This window comes from Polaromonas aquatica (assembly GCF_050626995.1).
Taxonomy (GTDB): domain Bacteria; phylum Pseudomonadota; class Gammaproteobacteria; order Burkholderiales; family Burkholderiaceae_C; genus Polaromonas; species Polaromonas aquatica_A.
In genome coordinates this window covers 810,109-832,618 of the sequence record NZ_CP192467.1, presented here as the reverse complement: position 1 = coordinate 832,618, position 22,510 = coordinate 810,109, and the positions used below count along the sequence as shown (strand labels likewise).

General features: G+C 62.1%; 27 protein-coding genes. 9 read left to right on the top strand and 18 right to left on the bottom strand.

Annotated elements, in window-relative coordinates; translation table 11 throughout:
* Positions 1–7: 7 nt before the first annotated feature.
* From ACQ4MS_RS04055 to ACQ4MS_RS04010, 10 genes are all read right to left on the bottom strand, one after another.
* Complete coding sequence (locus ACQ4MS_RS04055; RefSeq protein ID WP_431097901.1) at positions 8–337, bottom strand: hypothetical protein; 330 nt, start codon at positions 335–337, stop codon at positions 8–10.
* 137 nt (positions 338–474) lie between these two features.
* Positions 475–1,053, bottom strand: a complete 579-nt coding sequence (locus tag ACQ4MS_RS04050) for a cupredoxin domain-containing protein (RefSeq protein WP_431097900.1) — start codon at positions 1,051–1,053, stop codon at positions 475–477.
* Positions 1,054–1,175: 122 nt separating this feature from the next.
* Positions 1,176–1,553, bottom strand: a complete 378-nt coding sequence (locus ACQ4MS_RS04045) for a DUF6632 domain-containing protein (RefSeq protein WP_431097898.1) — start codon at positions 1,551–1,553, stop codon at positions 1,176–1,178.
* A gap of 155 nt (positions 1,554–1,708) precedes the next feature.
* Complete coding sequence (locus tag ACQ4MS_RS04040) at positions 1,709–2,179, bottom strand: tetratricopeptide repeat protein (protein ID WP_431097896.1); 471 nt, start codon at positions 2,177–2,179, stop codon at positions 1,709–1,711.
* A 113-nt stretch (positions 2,180–2,292) separates the two neighbouring features.
* Positions 2,293–3,132, bottom strand: a complete 840-nt coding sequence (locus ACQ4MS_RS04035; protein ID WP_431097895.1) for a PhzF family phenazine biosynthesis protein — start codon at positions 3,130–3,132, stop codon at positions 2,293–2,295.
* 49 nt (positions 3,133–3,181) lie between these two features.
* On the bottom strand, positions 3,182–3,856 hold the full coding sequence (locus ACQ4MS_RS04030) for a phytanoyl-CoA dioxygenase family protein (protein ID WP_431097894.1): 675 nt from the start codon (positions 3,854–3,856) through the stop codon (positions 3,182–3,184).
* A gap of 233 nt (positions 3,857–4,089) precedes the next feature.
* Positions 4,090–5,007 (bottom strand): LOG family protein, encoded by a 918-nt coding sequence (locus ACQ4MS_RS04025; RefSeq protein WP_431097892.1) that lies wholly within the window; start codon positions 5,005–5,007, stop codon positions 4,090–4,092.
* 171 nt (positions 5,008–5,178) lie between these two features.
* Positions 5,179–5,931 carry an alpha/beta hydrolase gene (locus ACQ4MS_RS04020; RefSeq protein ID WP_431097890.1) on the bottom strand — a complete coding sequence of 251 codons (753 nt, stop codon included), beginning with the start codon at positions 5,929–5,931 and terminating at the stop codon, positions 5,179–5,181.
* A 58-nt stretch (positions 5,932–5,989) separates the two neighbouring features.
* Complete coding sequence (locus tag ACQ4MS_RS04015; RefSeq protein ID WP_431097889.1) at positions 5,990–6,733, bottom strand: anti-sigma factor; 744 nt, start codon at positions 6,731–6,733, stop codon at positions 5,990–5,992.
* Positions 6,730–7,344 (bottom strand): RNA polymerase sigma factor, encoded by a 615-nt coding sequence (locus ACQ4MS_RS04010; protein WP_431097888.1) that lies wholly within the window; start codon positions 7,342–7,344, stop codon positions 6,730–6,732. Before ACQ4MS_RS04010 ends, ACQ4MS_RS04015 begins: the two co-directional genes overlap by 4 nt.
* Positions 7,345–7,593: 249 nt before the next feature.
* Here ACQ4MS_RS04010 and ACQ4MS_RS04005 point away from each other — a divergent pair, with 249 nt between their 5' ends.
* Positions 7,594–8,175, top strand: a complete 582-nt coding sequence (locus ACQ4MS_RS04005) for a DUF3455 domain-containing protein (protein ID WP_431097887.1) — start codon at positions 7,594–7,596, stop codon at positions 8,173–8,175.
* A 44-nt stretch (positions 8,176–8,219) separates the two neighbouring features.
* Positions 8,220–8,822, top strand: coding sequence for a hypothetical protein (locus ACQ4MS_RS04000; RefSeq protein WP_431097886.1), 603 nt, complete (start codon positions 8,220–8,222; stop codon positions 8,820–8,822).
* Positions 8,823–8,886: 64 nt separating this feature from the next.
* On the opposite strand, the gene ACQ4MS_RS03995 is transcribed toward ACQ4MS_RS04000, so the two are convergent.
* Genes ACQ4MS_RS03995 through ACQ4MS_RS03985 form a run of 3 tightly spaced genes read right to left on the bottom strand, consistent with a single transcriptional unit; the run spans position 8,887 to position 10,993 of the window.
* A complete protein-coding gene (locus ACQ4MS_RS03995; protein WP_431097885.1) occupies positions 8,887–9,582 on the bottom strand; it encodes a cupredoxin domain-containing protein in 696 nt (231 codons plus the stop codon).
* Positions 9,579–10,037, bottom strand: coding sequence for a group I truncated hemoglobin (locus ACQ4MS_RS03990; RefSeq protein WP_431097883.1), 459 nt, complete (start codon positions 10,035–10,037; stop codon positions 9,579–9,581). The genes ACQ4MS_RS03995 and ACQ4MS_RS03990 overlap by 4 nt, the downstream gene beginning before the upstream one ends.
* A gap of 38 nt (positions 10,038–10,075) precedes the next feature.
* Positions 10,076–10,993, bottom strand: a complete 918-nt coding sequence (locus ACQ4MS_RS03985; protein ID WP_431097882.1) for a DUF3034 family protein — start codon at positions 10,991–10,993, stop codon at positions 10,076–10,078.
* An 841-nt stretch (positions 10,994–11,834) separates the two neighbouring features.
* Between ACQ4MS_RS03985 and ACQ4MS_RS03980 the strand changes: the two genes are divergently transcribed.
* Positions 11,835–12,269, top strand: a complete 435-nt coding sequence (locus tag ACQ4MS_RS03980) for a c-type cytochrome (RefSeq protein WP_431097881.1) — start codon at positions 11,835–11,837, stop codon at positions 12,267–12,269.
* 67 nt (positions 12,270–12,336) lie between these two features.
* Here the strand turns inward: ACQ4MS_RS03980 and ACQ4MS_RS03975 are convergent, their stop codons facing one another.
* Entirely contained in the window at positions 12,337–13,629 is a 1,293-nt protein-coding gene (locus tag ACQ4MS_RS03975) for a DNA topoisomerase IB (RefSeq protein ID WP_431097880.1), read from the bottom strand.
* A 291-nt stretch (positions 13,630–13,920) separates the two neighbouring features.
* On the opposite strand from ACQ4MS_RS03975, the gene ACQ4MS_RS03970 reads away from it, so the two are divergent.
* Positions 13,921–14,439 (top strand): DUF1569 domain-containing protein, encoded by a 519-nt coding sequence (locus ACQ4MS_RS03970; RefSeq protein WP_431097879.1) that lies wholly within the window; start codon positions 13,921–13,923, stop codon positions 14,437–14,439.
* Positions 14,440–14,458: 19 nt separating this feature from the next.
* Here the strand turns inward: ACQ4MS_RS03970 and ACQ4MS_RS03965 are convergent, their stop codons facing one another.
* Positions 14,459–15,718 (bottom strand): Y-family DNA polymerase, encoded by a 1,260-nt coding sequence (locus ACQ4MS_RS03965; RefSeq protein WP_431097877.1) that lies wholly within the window; start codon positions 15,716–15,718, stop codon positions 14,459–14,461.
* 267 nt (positions 15,719–15,985) lie between these two features.
* Between ACQ4MS_RS03965 and ACQ4MS_RS03960 the strand changes: the two genes are divergently transcribed.
* From ACQ4MS_RS03960 to ACQ4MS_RS03945, 4 genes are all read left to right on the top strand, one after another.
* Positions 15,986–16,885 (top strand): c-type cytochrome, encoded by a 900-nt coding sequence (locus tag ACQ4MS_RS03960; protein WP_431097876.1) that lies wholly within the window; start codon positions 15,986–15,988, stop codon positions 16,883–16,885.
* A 30-nt stretch (positions 16,886–16,915) separates the two neighbouring features.
* Positions 16,916–17,338: a DUF7684 family protein gene (locus tag ACQ4MS_RS03955; RefSeq protein ID WP_431097875.1), complete on the top strand. Its 423-nt coding sequence runs from the start codon at positions 16,916–16,918 to the stop codon at positions 17,336–17,338.
* Positions 17,339–17,432: 94 nt separating this feature from the next.
* Positions 17,433–17,837: a DUF3224 domain-containing protein gene (locus ACQ4MS_RS03950; RefSeq protein ID WP_431097874.1), complete on the top strand. Its 405-nt coding sequence runs from the start codon at positions 17,433–17,435 to the stop codon at positions 17,835–17,837.
* 15 nt (positions 17,838–17,852) lie between these two features.
* Positions 17,853–18,107 carry a hypothetical protein gene (locus tag ACQ4MS_RS03945; protein WP_431097872.1) on the top strand — a complete coding sequence of 85 codons (255 nt, stop codon included), beginning with the start codon at positions 17,853–17,855 and terminating at the stop codon, positions 18,105–18,107.
* Between the two features lie 42 nt (positions 18,108–18,149).
* Here the strand turns inward: ACQ4MS_RS03945 and ACQ4MS_RS03940 are convergent, their stop codons facing one another.
* Both ACQ4MS_RS03940 and ACQ4MS_RS03935 read right to left on the bottom strand, forming a co-directional pair.
* Positions 18,150–18,830: a hypothetical protein gene (locus ACQ4MS_RS03940; protein WP_431097871.1), complete on the bottom strand. Its 681-nt coding sequence runs from the start codon at positions 18,828–18,830 to the stop codon at positions 18,150–18,152.
* An 18-nt stretch (positions 18,831–18,848) separates the two neighbouring features.
* Positions 18,849–19,997, bottom strand: coding sequence for an alpha-hydroxy acid oxidase (locus ACQ4MS_RS03935; protein WP_431097870.1), 1,149 nt, complete (start codon positions 19,995–19,997; stop codon positions 18,849–18,851).
* Positions 19,998–20,224: 227 nt separating this feature from the next.
* On the opposite strand from ACQ4MS_RS03935, the gene ACQ4MS_RS03930 reads away from it, so the two are divergent.
* Positions 20,225–21,025, top strand: coding sequence for an SPFH domain-containing protein (locus tag ACQ4MS_RS03930; protein WP_431097869.1), 801 nt, complete (start codon positions 20,225–20,227; stop codon positions 21,023–21,025).
* Between the two features lie 71 nt (positions 21,026–21,096).
* Here the strand turns inward: ACQ4MS_RS03930 and ACQ4MS_RS03925 are convergent, their stop codons facing one another.
* A complete protein-coding gene (locus ACQ4MS_RS03925) occupies positions 21,097–22,458 on the bottom strand; it encodes a TPM domain-containing protein (RefSeq protein WP_431097867.1) in 1,362 nt (453 codons plus the stop codon).
* Positions 22,459–22,510: the final 52 nt, after the last annotated feature.

Sequence of the window (22,510 nt, the reverse complement as noted above, 5' to 3'; positions counted from 1 at the left end):
GGCCCACTCAGGTCACAAGGTCCAGCCAGTCACACCTGAGACGCCTCGCCGCATGTGCCCGTGCCCGCGCATACACATAAAGCCGCGGCGCCAGGATGCCCAGCACGCACAGCGGATAAGCCCATACCGCCTCGAAGGCGTAGGCCGGCAGCCAGCCCGTCCAGCCCAGGAGCCAGGCCGTCAGGACCACCTCCCAGAGCTGGCATTCGAGGGGATGCGTTGAGCGCTGCGCCTCGCGCCAGTCCTTGACGCGCTGCAACTGCGCCAGCGTGACGTGATGCCAGTACGGCGGTGGGGCGGACGTGGGCGAGTGGGGACGGTCAGACGGGTCAAACATACAGCAGCCTCCGTGCGGAAGCTTCAATGTAAGTTTCGTGAAAGTTTCTGTCAACGACCCGAAAGGCCTGAAAACCGCAAGAAGCGCGTCGAAAGGTTTCCGGATTGACGGGAGTGCCGTCCGGCTAATCCTAAAACCTAAATCCGGCGGCGGCGCGGCACGACGCTGAGCTGCAGCGTAAGTTTGGCGGGTGAGCCTGTCACGGTGTAGTTCTGGGGCGGGATATCGATCAGCTGGTCGGCATGCCAGACCCTGATCTGTGCGGTGCCTTCAGGCAACTGTTCAATCTGCGCCATGCCGTCGGCGCCCGTCAACGCGGCCCACGGCGATTCGCTCACATACACGTGCCCGCGCATGGAGCCATGGATATGGCAGCCCAGCAGTACCGCGCCGGCCTTGGTGAAGGTTGCGTCTGCGGTTTTGGCCGGTTTGCCTTCAGGTTTGCCGTCGAGCCGAAGTTCGAACCCCTCACCTGCGGTGGCGTTGAACTGCGCGGCACCTGCGGCCGAACCGCGCACATGGTGTTCCCAAGGGTCGTTGTTGACGAACTGGGCTTTGGCGCCCACGGCCACCACGCTCACGGCCGGTACAAAACGCATTTTTTCCTGGGAGATCGTCACCTGGGTAGGCAACGGAGTTTTAGGCGTGCCGGTTTTGCTGGCGGGCATGATCACCACCACTGCGTCGGGCGCCGGTTTGCCTTCCTTGTCGAGCACTTGAATGGAAATGTTTCCGGCTGCAGACCATATGGGTATTGCGCAAGCAGCTATGAAAAACAGAGCGGATGGCAGTATCCGGGAAGCAGGGCGTGTTAGCTTGGGCATGGGATTCTTTCGGCTTAAGCTTCGCGGGGAGTCAGCAATGCCAGCACAGCCGCGACCGCGAACAGCGCCAGGACATCACCCCAGAGATGGCCCATGTTGTGGTGGCCCTGAAACGACTGCACTGCCATCACCCCGCCGTGTGCAATGCTGGACCAGACGGTAAACCAGATGAGGCTGCGGTGCAAGAGAGGGTTACGGGCGGCGAGCATGAGGAAGATCCCCAGCGTTGCATAAAGGGCGAGGATCATCTCCAGGTAGTACGAACGCCCTTCCGCATGCCACGACCAGCCTGAAGGCCAGACGACGGTGAGCGGCCACAGGCCGAAAGTGAACGTCACCCCTATCAGCACCAGGGCAATGCGCAGGTATTTGATGCGATCAGCGTCAGTCATTGTTTTCTTTCGGGTCAACAGAGGCCGCGCATTCAGAGGCTGGCTCTTGTGTGCGCCGGGAGGCGAAAAGCCCTGGGCATCGCCTGGGAGGTGAACGGCAACAGGAAACCATTGCAGCGCATGCCGCGCCGCAATGGTGGCGGTTCAAGGGCGGCTTACTTGGCGGCTGGCTTGTACTCGGCCACGGCCTTGGCCAGGTCACGGGTTTCTTCACAGCTGGCGCAAATCGCCTGCAGCTTGGCCAGCTGCGCGTCGGCCTGGGCTTTCTGGTTGGTCTTCAGGTAGGCAATACCTGAATATTCCAGCGCGCCCTTGTGCTTGGGGTCCAGCGCCAGCGCCTTGCCGTAGGCGGCAAAGGCCTCGTCGTACTTGCCCATCCAGCGGTTGGAGTAACCGAGGTAGTTGTAGGCGTCGGCATTTTTCGGGTCCTTGGCCACCACCTTGTTAAAGCTGCTCACGGCCTCCGACCAGTTCTTGGCGCTGATGGCTTTCTTGCCGGCGGCAAAGTCGTCGACCTGGGCGTTTTTGGCCGGTGTGGTTTCGATGTCGGCCGCCATCGCTGCACCGGCCAGGGCCAGGGCGATCACGGGGAATGCGAAGAAGTTGCGGATGGAAAAAGTGGTCATGTCGGGCTCCTTGAATATCGGTTGATTGAGATGCGCTGCAAATCAGCACCTAAGACAAACGAGGAAAGCTGAAAAACGGATGCAGGTCAAGTTGTAATTTATTTGTAAATCCCCTAAACCAGCTCATGCATGACCCGTGCTGTCCCTGACACCTTGATCGAGGCGCCGGGGCTGGGTGGAATTTCCGCGCGCAGGCAGGAGCGCATGCCCATGTCTTCACCCTGCACGATATCAATCGCGCCGCCGTGCGGCCACTCCAGGTCGCGCAGATAACCTGCAAAAGCGGCTGTTGCCGCGCCTGTGGCCGGGTCTTCGTACACGCCGCCGGAGGCAAAGGGATTGCGGGTGTGAAAAAGCCGGGGTGTTTGCGCATAGGCCAGGAGGATGGTCACCAGTCCCGCCTTGTTCATCAGTTCGCGACCCGTGCCCAGGTCGTATTGCATGGCCGCCAGTTTGTCGCGGCTTTTCAGAGCCAATACCAGGTGGTCTGCGCCGCCATGGGCCAATGCGGGCGGAATACGGGGATCCAGGTCATCCGGCGTGTAGCCGAACAGCGCCAGGGCTGCCAGCACCAGCGGCTGTGGGGCAGCCTGGCTGCGGGTGGGCGGCGATTGCAGCGTTCCGGTGATCGTCTCCCCGTTGCGCCGGCCTTCAACCGTGATGCTGGCCTGGTTCAGGGTCAGCGCAAACACGCCATCGCCGTGCTGAAGGGCCAGGGCTGCGCCCAGGGCTATCGTTGCATGGCCGCAAAACGGCACTTCGGATTCCGGCGAAAAGTAGCGCGCCCGCCAGCCAGCGCCGCTTGCAACGGCAAATACTGTTTCCGAGAAGCCCAGCTCCGCGGCGATCCGCTGCATCTCACGGTCGTCCGGAAATTGGTCGGCGATCATCACGCCAGCGGGGTTGCCGCCGGTGTTTCCGTCAGAAAAGGCTGCAATCTTCAAGACACTCATCGTTTTCCTTGTGAAATGGAACGCGGGCTGCCTGCCCGTGCGGCGCAATTCAAATGGCGCGCTGCCAGCGCAGGCCAAAAGGCAGTACCCGCGGGCCGAACAAAAAATGCAGCACCCTGCGCATGTTGCCGCCGGTGGATCTGGACGAAGCATGCAGCAGCAGCGGGCGCATGGCCATCGCGCTGCCTTGCCCGGCCGTGCAGGTGAACTCGCTTTGGACCTGGCGGGCTGCTGCAGCATCCTTCGCTTGCATGCGGCCGTACAGGTGGGACCCCGGCACCACGCGCAGCGGGCCGTCACTGGCGCCGCAGGCATCGATGTGCAAACGCACCGCCACCAGCTGCTCCAGCAGCTCGGCGGGCGGTCGGACATAAAGCGTGCCTTCTTTCCTGGACCAACCGCTCAGGCTCGCGTGTTCCACATGGTCTGCCACTGGAATGCTCAGGTCCTGGTGCACCGGAACCAGCCAGTTGCGCGACGCCGATTTCTCGAAGTAGGTACATTGCACCGCCGCAAAACCGGCCGGAACCAGGGGGGCCATCGATGCATGCCGGCGCACTCTTGCTGCGAGCGCCTGGCACCAGGCCTCCGACAACAGGCAACGTGTTCCCGCCGAGTTGGTGGACATCCCGGCAAGCCGCGAGGCCGCCGCTTCACACTGGGTGGCAGTCAGCACCTGCGGAACGAGTGCGAAGCCCTGAGTGGTGAATGCGGCGTGGTCCATCACGGCGTGTTTTGCAAAGAGGTGTTGAATGCTCACAGCATCGACTGAAACAGCGAAAGGTACTGGGGATGCTGCGAGACCATGTTGTGGGAGGTTCCGGGCAGCACCTTCAGCACGGCCGTGCTTGCTTGAAGTGCGTGTGCAACTGATCGGTGCCAATCAGGATGATCCGGTCCAAAAGGCCACGAACAAGGTTCAACGGATGCGCCGCATGGAGTGAGTGCCTGAATAACTCAGTTCAGCCGCATGTCTGCACTGAGTTGTTTGACCAGCTCTGCACTCGTTTCCACATACTTCAAAAATGCCACTTCATCCTTGTTGATGGTCTTGCGTGCCATCATGTCGTTCAGGCGCGCGTCCAGGCTTTGCCAGTGAATTTGGCGATTGCCCACCAGATACACCGGAACCCTGGTCAGCTGCCTGCTTTTGATGATCTCGATGATCTGGAACATTTCCCATTCGGTGCCGGTCCCTCCTGGCGCAATCACGATGGCGGCCGAGTGCTTGATCATCGCCAGCTCGCGGATGGAGATGCTGGAAAAAATCAGACCGTTGGTCACATAGGCATTCAAGGCCTGCTTCGGGTCGCCACCATAGGGCTTCAGCGCGTCGCTGGCCGTCGATCGGTCGTAGTAGGTGGTGTACCCGACGCTGGGGCCTCCCGCCTCTTTTGCACCGCGGTTGCCGGCTTCCATCAGGCCCGGGCCCGCGCCCGTCATGATCGGGTACTGCTTGCCATAACGCGTGGTCCATGCGTAAGCAAAATTCCGGATGTCTGCGTAGATGGCATCGTTTGCCGCCCTGATGGTGTCGTTGCAGTTCTCACCGCGCGCGTCGCAGGCGGCATTTTTCTCGCGGATACGGGAGCTGCCATAGATGGAGACAAAGCCCCGCGGGAAATGCATGGCCTTCAGGGCGTCAGAGCAATAGGTGTCCTGAGCCATCAGTTTCACGGGGACGATGTTTTCAACGCCCGCATAGGGACCGACGTAATCGGCGTTCGGGACATCTGCTTTGGCTACCGCGCACTCCAGCCGCAACTCCGTGGGCTTGATCGCAGACGTTGCCGTGGTCGGCGGTGGTGTTGCACACCCGAGGAGGGTAGCGGTGACCACACCGAGGGATAGAAAAAATTTGAGGCTGGCGTTCATGCTGGTTCTCCTTTTTTTACGGTACCTACCTGGATTGGGGCCGTTGCCTCCCGTGCAAAGGGTACCACTGGCGGCAACTCTCCCCGACGGGATGCCGCAAACCCGGCATCCCGCATTTTCCTGCATGCAATAGTCGGGCCGGGGGCGCCAATAGCGCTCATGGCCGGAAAATCACAGCACCGATTGCAGCAAGGGGAGGTAGCGGGGACTGTCCGAGATGGTGTTGTGGGATGTGCCCGGCAACACTTCAAACGTAGCCGTGCCCGGTTTGAAGCGCGCAAACAGCTGCTCTGAACTCTGCTTTGGAATCACCTCATCGTTTTCCGCCGCGATGAGCAAGGAGGGCGCGGTGATCTGGCCTGCGTGCTTCCAGGACTCGAACCTGTCGGTCAACAGCCACTTGACCGGGAACCACGGGAACTGGTTCATGGCGAGCTCTTGCAGGCTGTTGTAAGGGGTGACCAGCACCAGGCGAGAGACCTCCCTTTTGCTGGCGACCTGAATGGCAACGCCCGAGCCCAGGCTGCGGCCCACCACAGCAATGTTGGGGTGCGTCCTGCGCACATGGTCAAACACGGCGAGCGCGTCGCTTTGAATCGCTTTTTCCGTCGGGCTTCCGGTGCTTCCCCCGTAGCCTCTGTAGTGCAGCAGATAGATGGCGTGCGCAGGGAAAGCATCTGAAAAAGACGGCAGGTTGGCCGACACGTCTTCGCCGTTGCCTCCGAAATAAAGAATGGCTTTGGGGCCGGCCGCCGGTCGGGTTGTCAGCACCAGGTCCGCGTCGGGTGTCTGAAGGTGGAGCGTCGTGGCCGGGCCGCCCCATGACTTCGGCTGGGGGAAGTAGATCAGCGAACGTTGAAATGCAAACAAAGCCGCGCAGATGCCCAGATAAGCGAGCACCACGACCACGAGAAAAACAGTCACCGCGCGGCGCACCATAAAAGAAGGAATTGCATGCCGTGAAGCCTGGATGCCGGCCCGCTCACCACAGCTTGGCGCAGTTGCCGCTGAACACCACCGTTGCGCTGGGGGTGGCGGGTGTGGCGCTGGCCTCCAGCGTCACCACCAGCTTGCTGACCTTGGACAGCAGCTTTTCCGATGTGTCGGGCAGCATGGACACCGCCGAGCCGCTGGCCGGCACGGTGCCCAGCGAGAACGCCGGGCCGCTGGCCGGCACCGCCCACAGCACCAGGGTGCCGGTGGCCGGCGGCGTGATCGGGCCTATGACCTTGACCGTCATGGTCTTGCCGTGGCGCAGTGAGCTCACCAGCAGCTTGCCGTTGCCCTGGGCGTCGGTGAGCAGGCCCACATAACTTTGCGGCAGCCTTTCGCCCGAGCGCATCGCGAGCTGGTCGCTGGACATGAACAGTGTCGGCATGGCAAGAAAGAACGCGCTGGCCGCGACCACACCCGCAGCCAGGCCGCCCAAGCCAAAACCTGCCGGCTTGAGCCAGCCCAGCCAGGACGGTTTTGCCTGCAGCGCCCGTTGCGGTGCCGTGGGCTTGGTGCGTGCGGCGATGGCGGCCCATACCTTTGCGGAAGGTTTGTGCGCCGGCACCGATGTGGCTAGCTGACCCAGCCTGGCTTCCCATTGCGTGACCCGTGCGCGTACATCGGCGCGGTCGCGCAACAGGCGCTCAAAGCGCCGGCGCGCGCCACCGTGCAGCGTGCCCAGCACATAAGCCGATGCAAGGTGTTCGAGCAGTTCGGGGCTGGTGTATCTCATGACGCCACCACCCCTTGCGCCGCCAGGCAGCCCTTGAGCTTATCGAGCCCGCGCCGTATCCACGCCTTCACTGAACCCAGCGGCGCGCCCATTTGCGCCGCCACTTCGGTGTGCGACAGGCCCTGGTAATACGCCAGTGCCAGGCTTTGGCGGTAGCTGCCTTCCAGTGCGTTCATGCAGCCATCAATATGCAAGGCTTCAGTGGCTTGCTCCAGCAGCTGCATGGCGCTGGGGCTTGGCGTGGCCGTGGTTTCGGTGTCTTCCTCATCCACATCACCGGATTCGGGCAATTCGCTTTCCTTGCGGCGCGTGCGGGCGCGCAAGGCGTCCAGCGCCTTGTTGCGGACGATGGCGATCAGCCACGTCATCGGTTGAATGGGTTGGCCGTCTACCTCGCTGCGGTAGGCGGCTGCGTTTTTCCAGATGCTCACGTACGCCTCTTGCAGCACATCTTCGGCCGCGTGTCCTTGTCCCAATATACGTACGGCAACGCCAAACAGATGCGTATGGGTGCGTTCATAAACCTGGGCAAAGCAGGCGTGGTCGCCTTGCCCCGCGCTGGCGATCAGCGCCTGCAGGCTGCGGGTGTCCGTGTCGGGGGCCGGCTTCATGCGGCTGAGTATAGGGAGTTCCTGGGGCGTTTCGCCGCTGCCGCAGGCGTGGACGGGGGAAGCGCCTTTTTTTGAAAAACCCTGCATCCGATTGCCGTCGGGCGGCGTTTGTCTCGGGTAGGCCGGACGCCGCGCCGGGCCGCACCCCCTCCGGCCATGGGGTTGTTGGGGCTTTTTTACTGTCTTTTTTACTTTCATTTAACCCGGGGACCTGTCACTATTTGCAGGGCTCCCTCTCAGGAGATCGCCATGACACCGATTGCACCCGCCACCCCACCCCGGTTCCACGCCCGCTTTTCGGCCGCCGCGCTGTTTACCGGACTGCTGCTCAGCGCCTGCGCCGGTGGGCCGGCCGCACCGGTCGATGCCGGCAAGCCGGCTCCCGCTGCGCTCAAGCCGGCCGATGGCGAACGCGTGGCTTTCACCTGGCACGCGGTGGGCTCGCAGATTTACGAATGCCGCGCCAGCGACAAGGGCGGTTGGGCCTGGGTGTTTGTGGCGCCGGAGGCAGACCTCTTCAACCAGAAAGACGAAAAAGTCGGCACCCATGGCGCTGGTCCACACTGGACTGCGCTGGACGGCAGCAAAACCGTGGGCACCGTCAAAGCGCGCGCCGACGGCGAGCGTCCCGCCGACATCCCGCTGCTGCTGTTGACGGCAAAATCCGCCGGCACCCGGGGCAAGATGGCCACCGTCACCAGCGTGCAGCGCCTGAACACCGAGGGCGGCAATGCACCGGCCAAAGGCTGCGCCACGCCGGCCGATGCGGGAAAACGCGTCAAGGAAGGCTATACCGCCGACTACGTGTTTTTCACCGCACCCCACGCCTGACCCACACAGCCTGACCATAAAGCCAGAGGAAGCGAGGCCCCGCAATGTCCGTGCTCAAGAACCTTTTCAGCGCCAGCAAGAGCCCCAAGCCCGAGGTCACGGGGCCGGAAACGGGGCCGGTCAAGATGAACCTCGACGAGCGCATGGAGTTCAGGCGCGAGATGCTGTTTGAGGCCATTCGGGTGACCATGCAAGCCCACGGTATTTTGTCGGCCAGCTACAAATTCCGTGTGGTGCGTAACGACAAGCGAGGCCACCAGTACCTGGTGCTGGTGGACCTTTCCACGGACTTTCTGGATAACCGGGAAGGCGGGCCGGCCCGGCTGGCCGAGGTGGGTGCGGCCATCGTCAAAAATGCCGTTGCGCGTTACAACCTGCTGGTCAGCGGCGTGTACTGGCAGGTCAATGAACAGATCCAGGGCTTCGGGAGCAGCCGGCCCGTCCCCTTGCGCACGGCTCAGGACGCGGCCGGCTCACCGCCACCGGTGCGGCGCCGGGAGCACGCCACGGCGGAAGAGCTCGCGGCCTTTGAAGCTGCCTGGGAGAAGGGCCGGGCGATGCAAATAGGCGACCGTGTGTATTCATCCGACCTGGCACCGCTGGAGCCGCTGGAGCGGGATTCCCAGAAAGACGACAGCCGGCGATGAAAACCCACAGATAAGAACCAAGAACCTACAGGTCCTGATGCGCGCGGCTATGTGCCGAGCTTGCTCAGGACCTGCGCCGCCGCGGCACCACCGTGAGCTGCATGACGTTCTTGGCCAGCACGGCTCCCACGGTGACCTGCTGCGGCGCGATGTCCACCAGCTGGTCGGGGTGCCAGACCTTCAGCTGTGCGGCGCCTTCGGGCAGGTCCTCAAAAGTCGCGATGCCTTCAGAACTGGTTTTGGCCGCCCAGGGAGATTCACTGGCGTAGATATAGCCGCGCATTGAGCCATGGATAAAACACCCCAGCAAAGTGGCCCCGACCACCCCGGCCCTGTCCAGTGTCACTTCGCTCGACTTGCCCGGCTTTCCGTCGGACTTGCCTTCCAGCCGTAGCTCGAAGCCGGCGTTCGTGGTGTTGAATTGGCCCATGCCGGCCGGTGAGCTGCGCACATGGTGATCCCAGGGGTCGTTGTTCATGAAATTCACCTTGGCCCCCACGGCAACCACCGTCACTGCCGGGATGAACTGCATCTTTTCCTGGCTGATTGTGGCCTGCGCCGCCAGAGGCGTTCTGGGCAGCGCGCTTTTGTTGGCCGGGACCACCACAACCACGGCGTCCTGCACCGGTTTACCGTCCTTGTCGAGAACGGACACCACGAGATTGCCCGCCTGCGCTGCCGTACCCATGGCGAGGAGCGTGCCGAGTAACGTGCCGATGGTTGTGAGCCTGATCACCAGGCGCGGGATTGCTTTCCTCATGGCCTGGCCGCCGTTTCTGGGGGCGTGATGATGTCCCGGTTCATGGGCGCCAGCAGCGCCAGCATTTCATTTTGTTTGCGAAAAGGAATGCCCCTGGCGTCCATGCTTTGCTGCAGCACTTCCACAAGGGCGTGGAAGTCCGACTTTTTGATCTCGAGGTTGGCGTGCGCGCTTTTCATGTCTGCGCCCTTGTAGGTGCAGGGGCCGCCGCTCAGGGCGCAGAGCTGGTCCACCAGTTGCTCTTTCACGCGCTGCTGGTTGGACGGCTTGAAGTGCGGGCCGGTGCGCGGGTCGACCAGCAGGCGGACCATGAAGTCGTCCATCAGCGCGACCAGACCGGCCTTTTCGCCGAAGGCCTTGTAGAGCTGGTCGTCTTTGGGTGCCGTCTGGGCAAATGCAGCGCCTGCCACGAGCAGGCCAGCCGCGAGGGTAAGAGAAATAAAAGGGTTTTTCATGGGGCGGTTCCTTGAATGGTCGTGAGGGTTCGTCAGGCTCAGAAAGCGACCTGGGCCGACAGGTAGTACCCGGTCTGTTTTCGGCTGGCCGTGGTGGCCGGCACGATCACGCCCAGGTCGACATAGGCCAGCGTGAGCGAGAGGTTTTTGGTCGGCGCCCAGGCAATGAAGATGTCTTTCCAGTCTCCGGAGCGCAACCCGTTGCCCAGGCCGGCTGCGCGGCCGGCGCCCTCGAGCTTGTTGCGCATGAAGCGGTATTCAGCGCCGATGGCAACGTTTTTGCTGACCAGCCAGGCTACCGAGAATTCCGGCTGCAACGTGTATTTGTCTTCATTGCCGCCCAGCGTGGCGCCGTAGCCCAGCAGGCCGTTCTGGTTGGCCCTGGTGGCGCGCAGCGTGCCGTTGACCAGCACGCTCTGCCCGAGAAAGAGCTTGGTGGCGCTGACATACACATCCACGCCGTGGCGTTTGACGCCCAGTGCAGTGAGTGTGTTGTCCAGCCCGGTGGAGCCCAGCGTCTTGTACTGCACGCCCACTGCCACCTGCGGCATCAGCGTGTCGCTGTCGAGTACGGCGTCTCCCAGCACGCGCACCTTGGCGCCGACGATGGTCTGCTTCAGGTGCAGCCCGGGCAAGCCCAGCGCCACGCCGGTGCCGCGGGTGTTGAAGTCCTGCTGCGCGATCGACAGCTCATAACGGTCGTGGATGCCGACCGCAGCGCCGTACACATTCAGCCCATAGTCGGTGGTGCCGACGTGGGTGATATAGGCGGAGCCGCCGATCTCATCGGCAGTGGCGTTGCTGCCGATGACGGCCCATGGCGTGAGGCCGCCGCCGGCCGCGCCTTCAATCGTGCTGACGCCGCCGGTCAGGAGGAGCTTGCCGGTGTCGGCGTGGGCACCTGCGCTGATCAGCAGGCCTGCTAGCAGGGGGAGTGGGGTGAAGATTTTGCGCATGGTTTTGGGGGTGGTGTCGGCTGGGTGAGACGGTGGGGCAGGGGATTCGAATAAACGTGCTTGTTGGTTGGAATACGGGGGGTGGAGGGGACTGGATTCAACTTTTTTGGGAATTGCCTGATTGGGGGTGTTTGGTTGGTTTGATTGAGTGCTCTTTGCTGAGGGTTGCTGGCCGGGGGTTGCCCGGCATGCAACTCACTTTCTTTTGCTTCGCCAAAAGAAAGTAAGCAAAGAAAAGGCGACCCTGCTGTCTGCGTCCCCTTCGCTGCGCTACGGGGCAACCTGCGGTGCTCGGTCCAGCCGGGGTCAAAAACAACTCGCTTCGCTCAAACAAGTTTTTGCCCTGATCCGTCTGGTCCTGTGCTCCTCGGCGCATACAGAAGGGGGTGAGGAGGGAATACCAAAACCGGAAGAAACAAGGACACGCCGTGGCGTGTCCTTGTTGGTATTGGTGTTCTCTCTTCGGACTTCCCCGTCCTGGCTGGGCCGAGCAGCGCAGACGGAGGCGGAAGGTCGGGCCGCAGTTGTTTGAGCGAAGTGCAACGTAGCGAGTTCTGCGGAACGCCGCCGGAGTCGAGCAGCGCAGGTTGCCTGAAGCGAAGCGTAGGGACCCAGACTGCGGGTCGCCTTTTCTTTGGTGACTTTCTTTTGGCGAAGCAAAAGAAAGTTACTTGCCGCCGGGCAACCCCCGGCCAGCCGCCCTCAGACGAGCGCGCAACGAAAAAATCCTATCTGCCAATAGCACCATGAATCCATGGGTGACGAAGCTGCGTATCCCCACCAGTCGCGTCGCACCCCACCGTGCACCGCTTCCTTAACATTTCAAAAGCGAGATGAATAAATGCCCACTGACTCTTCGCTCGCACCCTTCGGTCTGTTCGTCCAAACGTGCTGCGCGATGTTTCTGCTCGCCGCGGGCATCCTCACTTCGGCGAATGCCCAGCCAGCCCCGCCCCGGGAGTGGACCAGCCCGCCACCGGGCGACATCGCACGCGGCAGGGCGCTGTACCAGGCGCGCTGCACGGCATGCCATGCGGTGGACGGCAACAAAATTGGGCCAGCGCACCGGGGCGTGATGGGCCGCCGCGTGGGCAGCCTGCCGGGTTACCAGTATTCAGAAGAACTGGCGCGGTCGCGGTTGCGCTGGACACCGCAAACGCTCAACGCCTGGCTGGAAGACCCCGAGCAACTGGTGGCCGGCCAGCGCATGGGTTTCCAGGTGGAAAGTGCGGCGGAACGCGCCGACCTGATTGCCTATCTGGCTACATTGAAGTGAGGCACCGTTGAGGTGAGACCCCAGCCATGAGATGAAGTGCCGCGCACGGCGGCGGTGCTGAAGAAGCTCATGCCGCAGTTTTTTTCGTTTTCACCTGCTTTCCGGCCGCTGCGGTTTGCGCTTTCAGCATACGGTGGCGCCGATTCAGAAATGCCAGCAACCGGTGCTCGGCCGCATAGAGACGGCGCAATTTTTTGCCGGATTCCAGTTGGGGCCACAAGGTGCTCATGGCTGCGGCGTCCTGTGCCAGGCTGGTCCCCAGCGCCAGCACGGCCGGATGGATATAGGATTTTTTGCAGACGGCCGGTGTGTTTCCCAGCAGGCGGGCCACCTCCTGCAGGACAGCTTTGGCGCTATAAGCGCTGGCTGCTCCGGCTGCGCCATTACCGTTGCCGCCGCACGCCAGCCGGGTCAACTCGAGTGCCTGCACCGTGCCGTGCCAGGTGCGGAAGTCTTTGGCCGTGAAATGTTGCCCCCACGGTTGTTCACTGCGTGTAGCGTCCTGCCCCCCGAGGGGGCCGCTGCGCCTGCTGCCTGGCAAAGCCAGTTCCGCGGCCCCTGTTTGATGGGGAACTTGTGTCGACGCATGTCTGCTTCTTGTGGATGGAGCCGTTATCTCCGCCAGGTAGTCGTTGACGTCCCCCGAACCCACGGCGCGCAACTCGCCTTTTTCATCTTCATACTGAAACAGCAGTTGTCCCGGCAACTGCTGGCAGCGCCGCACCACGGACGCCACTTTGGGGTCGTCCACCTTGAGCTCCTGCATCACGCCGCTCTTGCCGCGAAAGCGCAGCTGCAGCGTTTTGCCGCGCACGCCGGCATGCGGATTGCGCAGGGTGGTCAGGCCGTAGGAGCCGTTTTCCCGGGCGTACTCGTCGTTGCCGACGCGCACATACGTGGTGTCCAGCAAACGCACCAGTGTTGCCAGCACCAGGCTGCGCGTGACGGGCTGGTTGCGGTGCGGCACCAGATCGCGCGCCACACGCGCACGTATGCGGGGCAGGGCCTCGCCGAAGGCCTGCAGCCTTTCGAATTTGCTGTCGTTGCGCTGGGTCTGCCAGTCAGGGTGGTAGCGGTACTGCTTGCGGCCCCGCGCGTCGTAGCCGGTGGCTTGCAGGTGGCCGTTGGGCTGCGGGCAAATCCAGACCCGGCTGTAGGCCGGCGGAATCGCCAGCTTCTGGATGCGCCGGATTTCCTCCGGGTCCTTGATCCACTGGCCTGCGGCGTTGCGGTAGCGAAAGCCTTTGCCGCTTTTCAGCCGGCTCAGCCCAGGCATGTCGTCGCTCACATACACCAGGCCGGTGCCCCGCAGGCCGGGTTGGGTTTTGGCTGAAGGTGAGGTGGGGCGTACGCCTGGCATTGGAGATGTTTGTGGTGTCTGAAGGATGTTTTACTATGAATTTGATAGCATGTTGCGCCCATTTATAACGGCCTGGAGGCAGTTTTATCAGGGATATGCAGCGGAAGTCCGGTGCCCCGGCGCTGCAAACCAGGAGGACATTCTGGAGACAGCCGCAGCGCCGGGCCTGTAGGACTCAGCCGTTTGATGGACCTGCCGGGTTCTGATCTTCACGGCGCGGCCAGCCGGCGGTGTCGCCATCGTGCCAGGGCGTTTGTTCCGGCGTGACGGCCTGGCTGTACCATCGCAGCCATGAAACGACGCGACTTTCTAGCCACCACCACACTGGCTTTCACCGGAGGATTTGTCATGGCCGATTTGCCCAAAGTTCAGTCGCTGGATGAAGCGCTGCGCTGGCTGGACAAGGTCGACCAGGCCGCCAGCGTCAAAACCACCGGCCCATGGCCCCTGGTGTCGGTGATGGAGCATATGGCGCAAAGCGTGGAAATGAGCCTGGACGGTTTTCCGCAGCCGAAAAGCGCGGCGTTCCAGAACACGGCGGGCGCCGCAGCCTTCGCGTTTTTTAAATGGCGCGGGCAAATGAGCCACAGCCTGAGCGAGCCCATCCCGGGCGCTGCGGCACTTAGCCGTGAAGGCGACTGGCGGCCTGCTTCGGCGCGGCTGCGCGCGGCCATCACCCGCTTTGCCGGGCACCAGGGCGCGCTCAAGCCGCACTTTGCCTACGGCGCGCTCAGCAAGGCTGATTTTTCACTGGCCCACACCTTCCACATCGCCAACCACCAGGATGAGATTGTCCTGGTGGCGCGCTAGCGGAGCCGGTTAAAGCCGGTTAGAAGAGCTGGTCGGTTGCTATCGATTCAGGAGCTGTTTGCGCCCGTCCTGATTGGGGAGTAGGCATTTTTTGTTCATAAATGCCTTCTTCGCCGGGCTTGGCCAGCGTGGACGCGCGAACGCCCAGCAAGCGCAGTTTTTTGTCCAGCGGTACCCGTTTGAGGCACAGCCCCGCCAACTGGCGGATGGTTTTTCCATCCGCGGTGTAAGTGTCTGAAGTCTGGTCGCGTGTCGCGATCTTGAAGTCGTCATAGCGAAGCTTGATGCCAATGGTTTTGGCCACATAACCCTTGCGCTGCAGGTCCTCACCCAGCCGTTCACACAGGTCGGTGAAGATCGCGCCCAGCGTCGCCTTGTCGCGCACCGCATGCAGGTCGCGGTCAAAGGTGGTTTCGCGGCTCATGCTGACCGGCTCGCTCTCGGTAACCACCGGGCGGTCATCCCGGCCCCAGGCAGCCTCGTGCATCCAGGCGCCGGTGGCTTTGCCGAAGTTGTCGATCAGCCATTGCGGGTCTTGCGCGGCCAGCTCGCCGATGGTGTGGATGTGCAGCCTCGCCAGTTTGTCACCAGACTTCGGGCCGATGCCGTTGATCTTGCGCACGTGCAGCGGCCAGATCTTTTCCTGCAGGTCCGCCTCGTAAATGATGGAAATGCCGTTGGGCTTGTTGAGCTCGCTCGCCATCTTGGCCAGCAGCTTGTTGGGCGCCACGCCGACGGAGCAGGTCAGGCCCGTCTTCTCGAAAATCGCTTTCTGGATCAACCGCGCCAGCACGCGCCCGCCTTCGCGCTGGCCGCCCGGCACGTCGGTGAAGTCGATATAGACCTCGTCCACGCCGCGGTCCTGCATGAGCGGCGCGATGTCGGTGATGGTGCTTTTAAAGAGCTGCGAGTATTTGCGGATCTCCGAAAAATCCACCGGCAGCACGATGGCCTGCGGGCACAGCTTGGCAGCCTTCATCATCCCCATGGCCGAGCCCACACCGAACTGCCGCGCCGCATAGGTGGCCGTGGTGATCACGCCGCGACCCACATAGTCCTTGAGTAGCGGAAAGCTTTCCACCGGAATAAAGCGCAGCGCCCGCTCGCCCTGTGCCGCTCGTAGTTCCTCGTCAACCTTGCGCCAGCCGCCGCCTATGACGACGGGCAGGCCCTTGAGCTGCGGGTAGCGCAGCAGCTCGACAGACGCGAAAAAAGCGTCCATGTCGAGGTGGGCAATGCGGCGGATTTTGGCTGGGGTGGAAGGGGACGGGGCACTCACCCGGCAAGCATAGCAATTAGCCTGTATCTTGCGCGTGGGTCCGGCGCTATAGCCCGCATCTGGCATCAGCTGTTATGACAGGATTTGGCCCTATTTGATTTGCTTTGCCCTCCTGGGGGCACCCATGCACAGGCAAATATTTACCCTGTCATTTTCTTGGGAGACTTTCTAAAATCTCGCCTTTGCCCAAAAACAGCACAGGCGTGCGAATGTGGCGCAGCAACACGTCGGGCGAGCCCGCACGCAACGAAGACGGGGCAAGACGCGATGAAGCGATGGATCAAATGGACTGCCGGCCTGGTCGGCGTGGCGGTGGTACTGGTGGCCGGTGTGGCCGTAGTCGGTAGCCAGATGGCCGACAGCAAAAGCCAGCGGCAGATCAAGGTCAGCGTGCAGCCGGTGACCATTCCGGCCACGGCCCAGGCATTGGAACGCGGTGCCTATCTGTACAGCTCACGCGGTTGCGCCGACTGCCACGGCGCTGCCGGCGCCGGCCGCGAATTCATGAATGACGGCAAGATGCGCCTGGCCGGCCCCAACATCACGCCCAGTGAGGGCAATGTGGTGGCGCGCTACAGGACCGAAGACTGGGTGCGCACCGTGCGCCACGGCGTCAAGCCCGACGGCCGTCCCGTGTTCGTCATGCCCAGTGAAGACTACAACAGATTCACCGACGAAGACCTGGGAGCGTTGGTAGCCTATGTGAAAAGCCTGCCACCCACGCCAGGCGGGGCGGCCGTGCTGGATGTGCCGATGCCGGTGCGCATTCTCTATGCTTTTGACCTGATCAAGGACGCCGCACAAAAGATCGACCACGCGCTGCCGCCAGCCAGGCCCATTGCCGAAGGCGTGACGCCGGCTCACGGTGCCTATGTCGCCAATATGTGCATAGGCTGCCACGGCGCGACCCTGGCCGGCGGCAAGATCCCCGGCGGCCCACCCGACTGGGCACCCGCCGCCAACCTGACACCGGGGGAGGGCAGCGCGATGCCGCGCTACAAAAACGCCGACGCCTTTGTCGCCATGCTGCGCAGCGGCAAGCGCCCCGACGGCACGGCGATTGCCGTAATGCCTTTTGAGTCGCTGCGCGCGCTGAATGATGTCGATGCGCAGGCGCTGTATGCGTATTTGAAGACGGTACCGGCCAGGCCGTTTGGGCAGAGGTAGACCAGAGCAACAGCGGCGATACTGATTTCCATGCGAAATTCCGCTGAGTATTTACACTTGAAGCCAGGAAGTCCTTTGCCTCCTGTGACAGTACAACCGCCGTATCGAGCGGTCGTGGTGATTGATGCCGAGGTTTCACGGTTCTGGCAAACCGAATTGAGCAACTGGCTTGTCCGCTCAGGCTGTCTGTACATGATGGCTTGGGGTTCCAGTTGCAGCTCATGGGATGACTCGGTGGACATGGCCAACATAGAGCAGTTCGAGTTCGCAGACATTCCTGAGGACAAGTTCGTGATGACGACCTGGCATGCTGATGAGCCTCTTTCCGAAGCGTTCTGGTTCTCCAAGAACTGCGCAACTCACCCAGTGATTAAGCTGGAGCGAACTGTGGTCATCCACATCGCTGGCGAAGCACTGGAAAAAGAACTCCTGACGGTATATCGCGATGCCTGATGATTTTGCGTACTGGCTGGCAACCTCGGATTGATCGCACCTGCCGGTTCGGGCATCATCAGCGGCTTTGCCCCCTCTCTTGAAAGCCAACGCTATGCCCACTCACGCCACCGGAACCTTTGAAGTCAAACTCCTGCCCCAACCCCTGGCCAATGCGGACGCCGGGCCGCTGATGGGACGCCTCTCCATCAATAAGACCTTCAGCGGTGACCTGCAGGCCACCAGCCAGGGCGAGATGCTGAGCGCCGGGACGGCAGTCAAAGGCTCGGCAGGCTATGTTGCGATGGAGCGCGTGACCGGCATGTTGCACGGCAAAAGCGGTAGCTTTGTGCTCCAGCACAGCGGCACCATGAACCGTGGTGTGCCGCAGCTGAGCGTCAGCGTGGTGCCGGATTCGGGCACCGATGAACTCGCGGGTTTGAGCGGAGCGCTCACCATCCAGATCGCTGACGGGAAGCATTCGTATGTGATGGACTATGAGATATCGTCTCAGGCCTGAGATGGCGAAATAGTCATGCCCCAACTTCACCGGTTCTGGTTTTCTTTCAAAGACCTCCCGCCCTTTTCCATATTGGGCGCTGGTTGTGGCGTAACCGCCTATAGCCATGACGACGCCGTTCAAATACTGAAAGACCGCGTGTTTCAGCAGTCGTTGCCGGCCTGCTCTGTGATTGCAGATGTTGATGTCAACACGCTGGACGAGCACCACGTGCGGCCCAATATAGGCGTGGTGACGCAACGCGGCGTGTGGTTTCCGTTGGGTTATTGACCCGGATTGGTACGCAGCGACTCACCTACGGTTTTCTGGCCCTCACTTCAAGTCATTTGCACTGGCAGCACAGGCCAACTGGTAGCGTCCGGCCAGCGCGCCGGGCAGGGCGCCGTGGCGCTCGATCTCTTCGCCGAGCGTCTCCCGCTGCAGGGCATCCAGCGCCGACGCTTCATAGGCAATGGCGACCACGATCCAATCAGCCGCCTTGTCCTTGCCTCCGCGAATTTGCTGCTCCTTTGTGCTGGCGGCCTGGGGCGTCTCGGTGCGCAGCACATGAAATGCGACGCCGCCGGGCTGGCTGGCGAATGACGCGCCCATCGCAGAGAAATGCTTCAGCAGCTCCGCATCGCGGCCTTCGGCAGGTGACAGCCGCAAGGTCAGTGCATGACCGCCGATACCGCCTCCGCTGCTGTGAAGAAGGCGGCACTGGCTTCGAACCATGTCCTGGTGGTGCGGCATCATCTTGGTGGACCAGGGCGTCGGGTTGTTCAGGCGTTCCCTGTAGCCGGGAGATGTGAGGACTTCATAGTTCTCCAGCTCATACAGGACGAAGAAACCTTCCGCGCTGTCGACGCTGGACCAGCGTGAGCCGCGCAGAAAACCAGGGATGCCCATGCGCTCGGGAAAGTGCTCGTGGGAATGCCAGTGTTCGAACTCTTCCCGATGCTCGGCCGCCATGTTCCACCACATTGCGACGGCAGCTTGTCCCAGGAAGGCCATGGTGTTTACCGCTCAGGCTCAGTAAGTACCCGGCACAAAAATGCTGGTATCCACCGCCTTGATGTCGGTGCGCCCGCAGAAGGCCATGGTCAGGTCCAGCTCCTTGTGGATGATCTGCAGTGCCTTGGTCACGCCTTCTTCACCCATCGCACCGAGGCCATACAGGAAAGCCCGGCCGATGTAAGTGCCCTTGGCGCCCAGGGCAGTGGCTTTGAGCACATCCTGGCCGGAGCGGATGCCGCCGTCCATATGCACCTCGATCTGGTTGCCGACTGCCGCGATGATTTCTGGCAGGCACGAAATGGAAGACATTGCGCCATCCAGCTGGCGGCCGCCATGGTTGGACACCACCAGCGCATCCGCGCCTGAATTGACGGCGAGCTTCGCGTCTTCAACATCCTGGATGCCCTTGAGGATCAGCTTGCCGCCCCAGCGCTTCTTGATCCACTCCACGTCGCCCCAGTTGAGCGCGGGGTCGAACTGTTTGGCTGTCCACTCCGAGAGCGAACCCATGTTTTCGACGCCCTTGACGTGGCCGACGATGTTGCCGAAGCCGCGGCGCGGGGTGCCCAGCATGCCCAGGCCCCAGCGCGGCTTGGTCATCAGGTTGAGGATGGTGGAGAGTGTCGGCTTGGGCGGTGCGCTCAGGCCGTTCTTCAAATCCTTGTGGCGCTGGCCGAGAATCTGCAGGTCCAGCGTCAGCACCAGCGCCGAGCAATTGGCCGCCTTGGCGCGGTCTATCAGGCTTTCAATGAAGGCCCGGTCCTTCATCAGATAAAGCTGGAACCAGAAGGGGTGGCGGTCGGTACCGGCGGCCACGTCTTCGATGGAGCAGATGCTCATCGTGGACAGTGTGAACGGGATACCGAATTTTTTGGCGGCGCGCGCACCGAGAATTTCACCGTCGGCATGTTGCATGCCCGTGAGGCCCGTGGGCGCGATGGCCACCGGCATGGCCACGGGCTGGCCGATCATGGTGGTGGCTGTGCTGCGGTTTTCCATGTTGACGGCTACGCGCTGGCGCAGCTTGATCTTCTGGAAGTCGCTTTCGTTGGCGCGGTAGGTACTTTCCGTCCATGAGCCGGAGTCGGCGTAGTCGTAGAACATGCGGGGCACCCGTTTTTTGGCCAGAACGCGCAGGTCTTCGATGTTGGTGATCACGGGCATGGAGTCTCCAGACGGTATTTTTGGGGAAAGCTGCCGCCATGGTAGCGCTCGTCCTTGCGCTGCTGCGTGAATTCTGGTCCTGCGGCTTTGAAATTATTGATAAGCCGTGTGGCCGGTTGGCTTTGGTCCCATATCCTGTCCCGCATAATCTGGCCCGGTGCGCCGTGGTGGCGCTACCTTAAAAAACGGCGCTCCCCGGCCTGCATGGCCGCCACCAGGAAATGACCATGAAACGCACTATCTTCACGCTGATTCCAGTCCTGACACTCGCACTGCTTGCCGGGTGTACCCGTATTGAAACCGGTGAAGTGGGCCTGCGCATCAATTTTGACAAGACCACGGACCCGACGGAACGCCTTCCGGGTTCCTTTAACCAAACGCTGATCGGGGACATCGTGACGTTCAAGATCCAGGATGTGGCGGTGGCGGTGGACAACATGACGCCCCTGGCGTCCGACAACTCAACCGTCAAGGACTTTGACATGACGGTGGTCTACAACGTCAACCCGACGGCTGTTTCCGAACTGTGGACCACCAAAAACAGGACCTTTCATGGCCTGTCTGAAAAAGGCGGCGACATCCTGCTGATGCAGAACTACGTGGCGATGAGCGCGCGCAACGCGGCCTACAAGGTCGCGCGCGAATATGAATCACTCAAGATGGCCGATAACCGGCCGGCCATTGAGCAGAAAATCCGCGAAAACGTCATCAAAACATTGAGCGAAGAAAAACTGGCGGACAAGATCACGGTGTCCCAGATCCAGGTGCGTGCCATCACACCCGCTGACGTGATCGTCCACAGCGCCAACGAGCTGGTGCGTGCGCAAAACGAGTTGAAGACCAAGGAAGTTGAGGTCCAGACCGCCAAAAAAGAGGCAGAACGCATTGCCGCCCTGAACGCCAACGCGGGGGCGATCGGCTACATGAACGCCATGGCCAACCTCAAGATCGCCGAAGGTGTTGCCGCGGGCAAGGTGCACACGATTGTGGTGCCCTATGACTTCAAAGGCATCGTGAACGCGAAGTGAGCCTGGGCCGGACGCGCATCCGCCGTTGGCAAGGCTGAATTATTTTCATACCCCGCCGCTGCCGGCATCTCCTACCAGCTGCCGGACGACCCACCGCCGCTGCTGGAGCCGCCCGACGAACTCCGGCTGCTGGAGCTGGAGCTTGAACTGCTGCTCGACGAGCTGCTGCCATCCCGGTCATCGCGCCCACTGTTTCTGCCGTTACCACCCGTGAAGAAGCCGAACAGCATCGCCAGCCCGAATGCCATGCCTGTCGGCAGCCAGGATTCCCAGTCAGATAAAAGCAGGTCTGGCGGGTTTTGGAACGCCACATATCCCACAACGCAGGCCACCAGGGCGCTGCGCACGGCAAACTCCACCAGGCTGCGTTTGTAGGCCGCGCGCATACCCATGGCGACCAGGCCGAGCATCAAGCAGCCTATACCGCCCCCCAGGGAATAGAGCAGGCCCAACCCGAAGCGGTTGGCGCCGACCACGAAGGCAATGCCGACCATGGCGCTGATCGCCAGCGCGATACCACCCGTCACCAGGCGCACCGTGCGGGAACGGCCGCAGCCGAACCCCAGCGCAAACGCCAGCGGCACGGGGAAAGAGAGCAGGATGGCTCCGATGGCAACATTCTTCAGCAGGACCGCCGTCACCACCGGTGCCGCGGCGACAACGCCGATCGTCACGGGCCACTTCCAGGTGCGGCGCGCCCGAACCACGCCCACGGCAAAACCCCACAGCAGCGCGGCAAAAAACGCCCAGCCAAAGGGCGTGATGCCACCGGGGCTCGCTTCCGGGGGCTCAATCTCGCCTCGCAACAGCGCGCCGATGTGGCTGACGGCCGCTTCCAGTCCGCCCCCGTAGTCGTTGCGCTTAAAGCGCGGCTTCATGTCCTGGTCAATGATGCGGCCCGCCAGCACGTCGGGCACGGTGCCCTCCAGGCCCTGGCCGACCTCGATGCGCATGTGCCTGTCCTCCAGCGCCACCAGAATCAGGATGCCGTCGTCCCGCTCGGTGTCGCCGAGTTTCCATTTCTCAAACACGCGCGTGGCGTATTCCTCGATGGAGTCTTCGCCCGTGGTCGGCAGCATGTACACGACGACTGCTGCGCGCGTGTCTGCTTCGATTGCCAGGATCTGTTCGTTCAGGGCCGCGACCTGGGCTGTGTTCAGCGTGCCTGTGGTGTCGAGCACGCGCGCGCTGTAAGGCGGAACCTGCACCCGGACGGCATCGGCGGGCGTGGTGATTTGCGCGGTATCAATCGGCGTGGCTTCCTGTGCGGCATCGGATGGCACGGCTATTTGCCTGGCACGCGCTGGCGCTGCCAAGGCATCACCCGCCGCCAGCATGCACAGCGCCATCCACAGGACAACCAGCGTTTTATAAAAAAAGCGCCGGATTCCAGCAGCTGATGAAAATGACGGGGCGTATTGAAGGTGAAGCATGGAAGGTTCGGGGTAAAGCGTGGCCGGTACAGTGTTGTCGAGTGCCGGCACT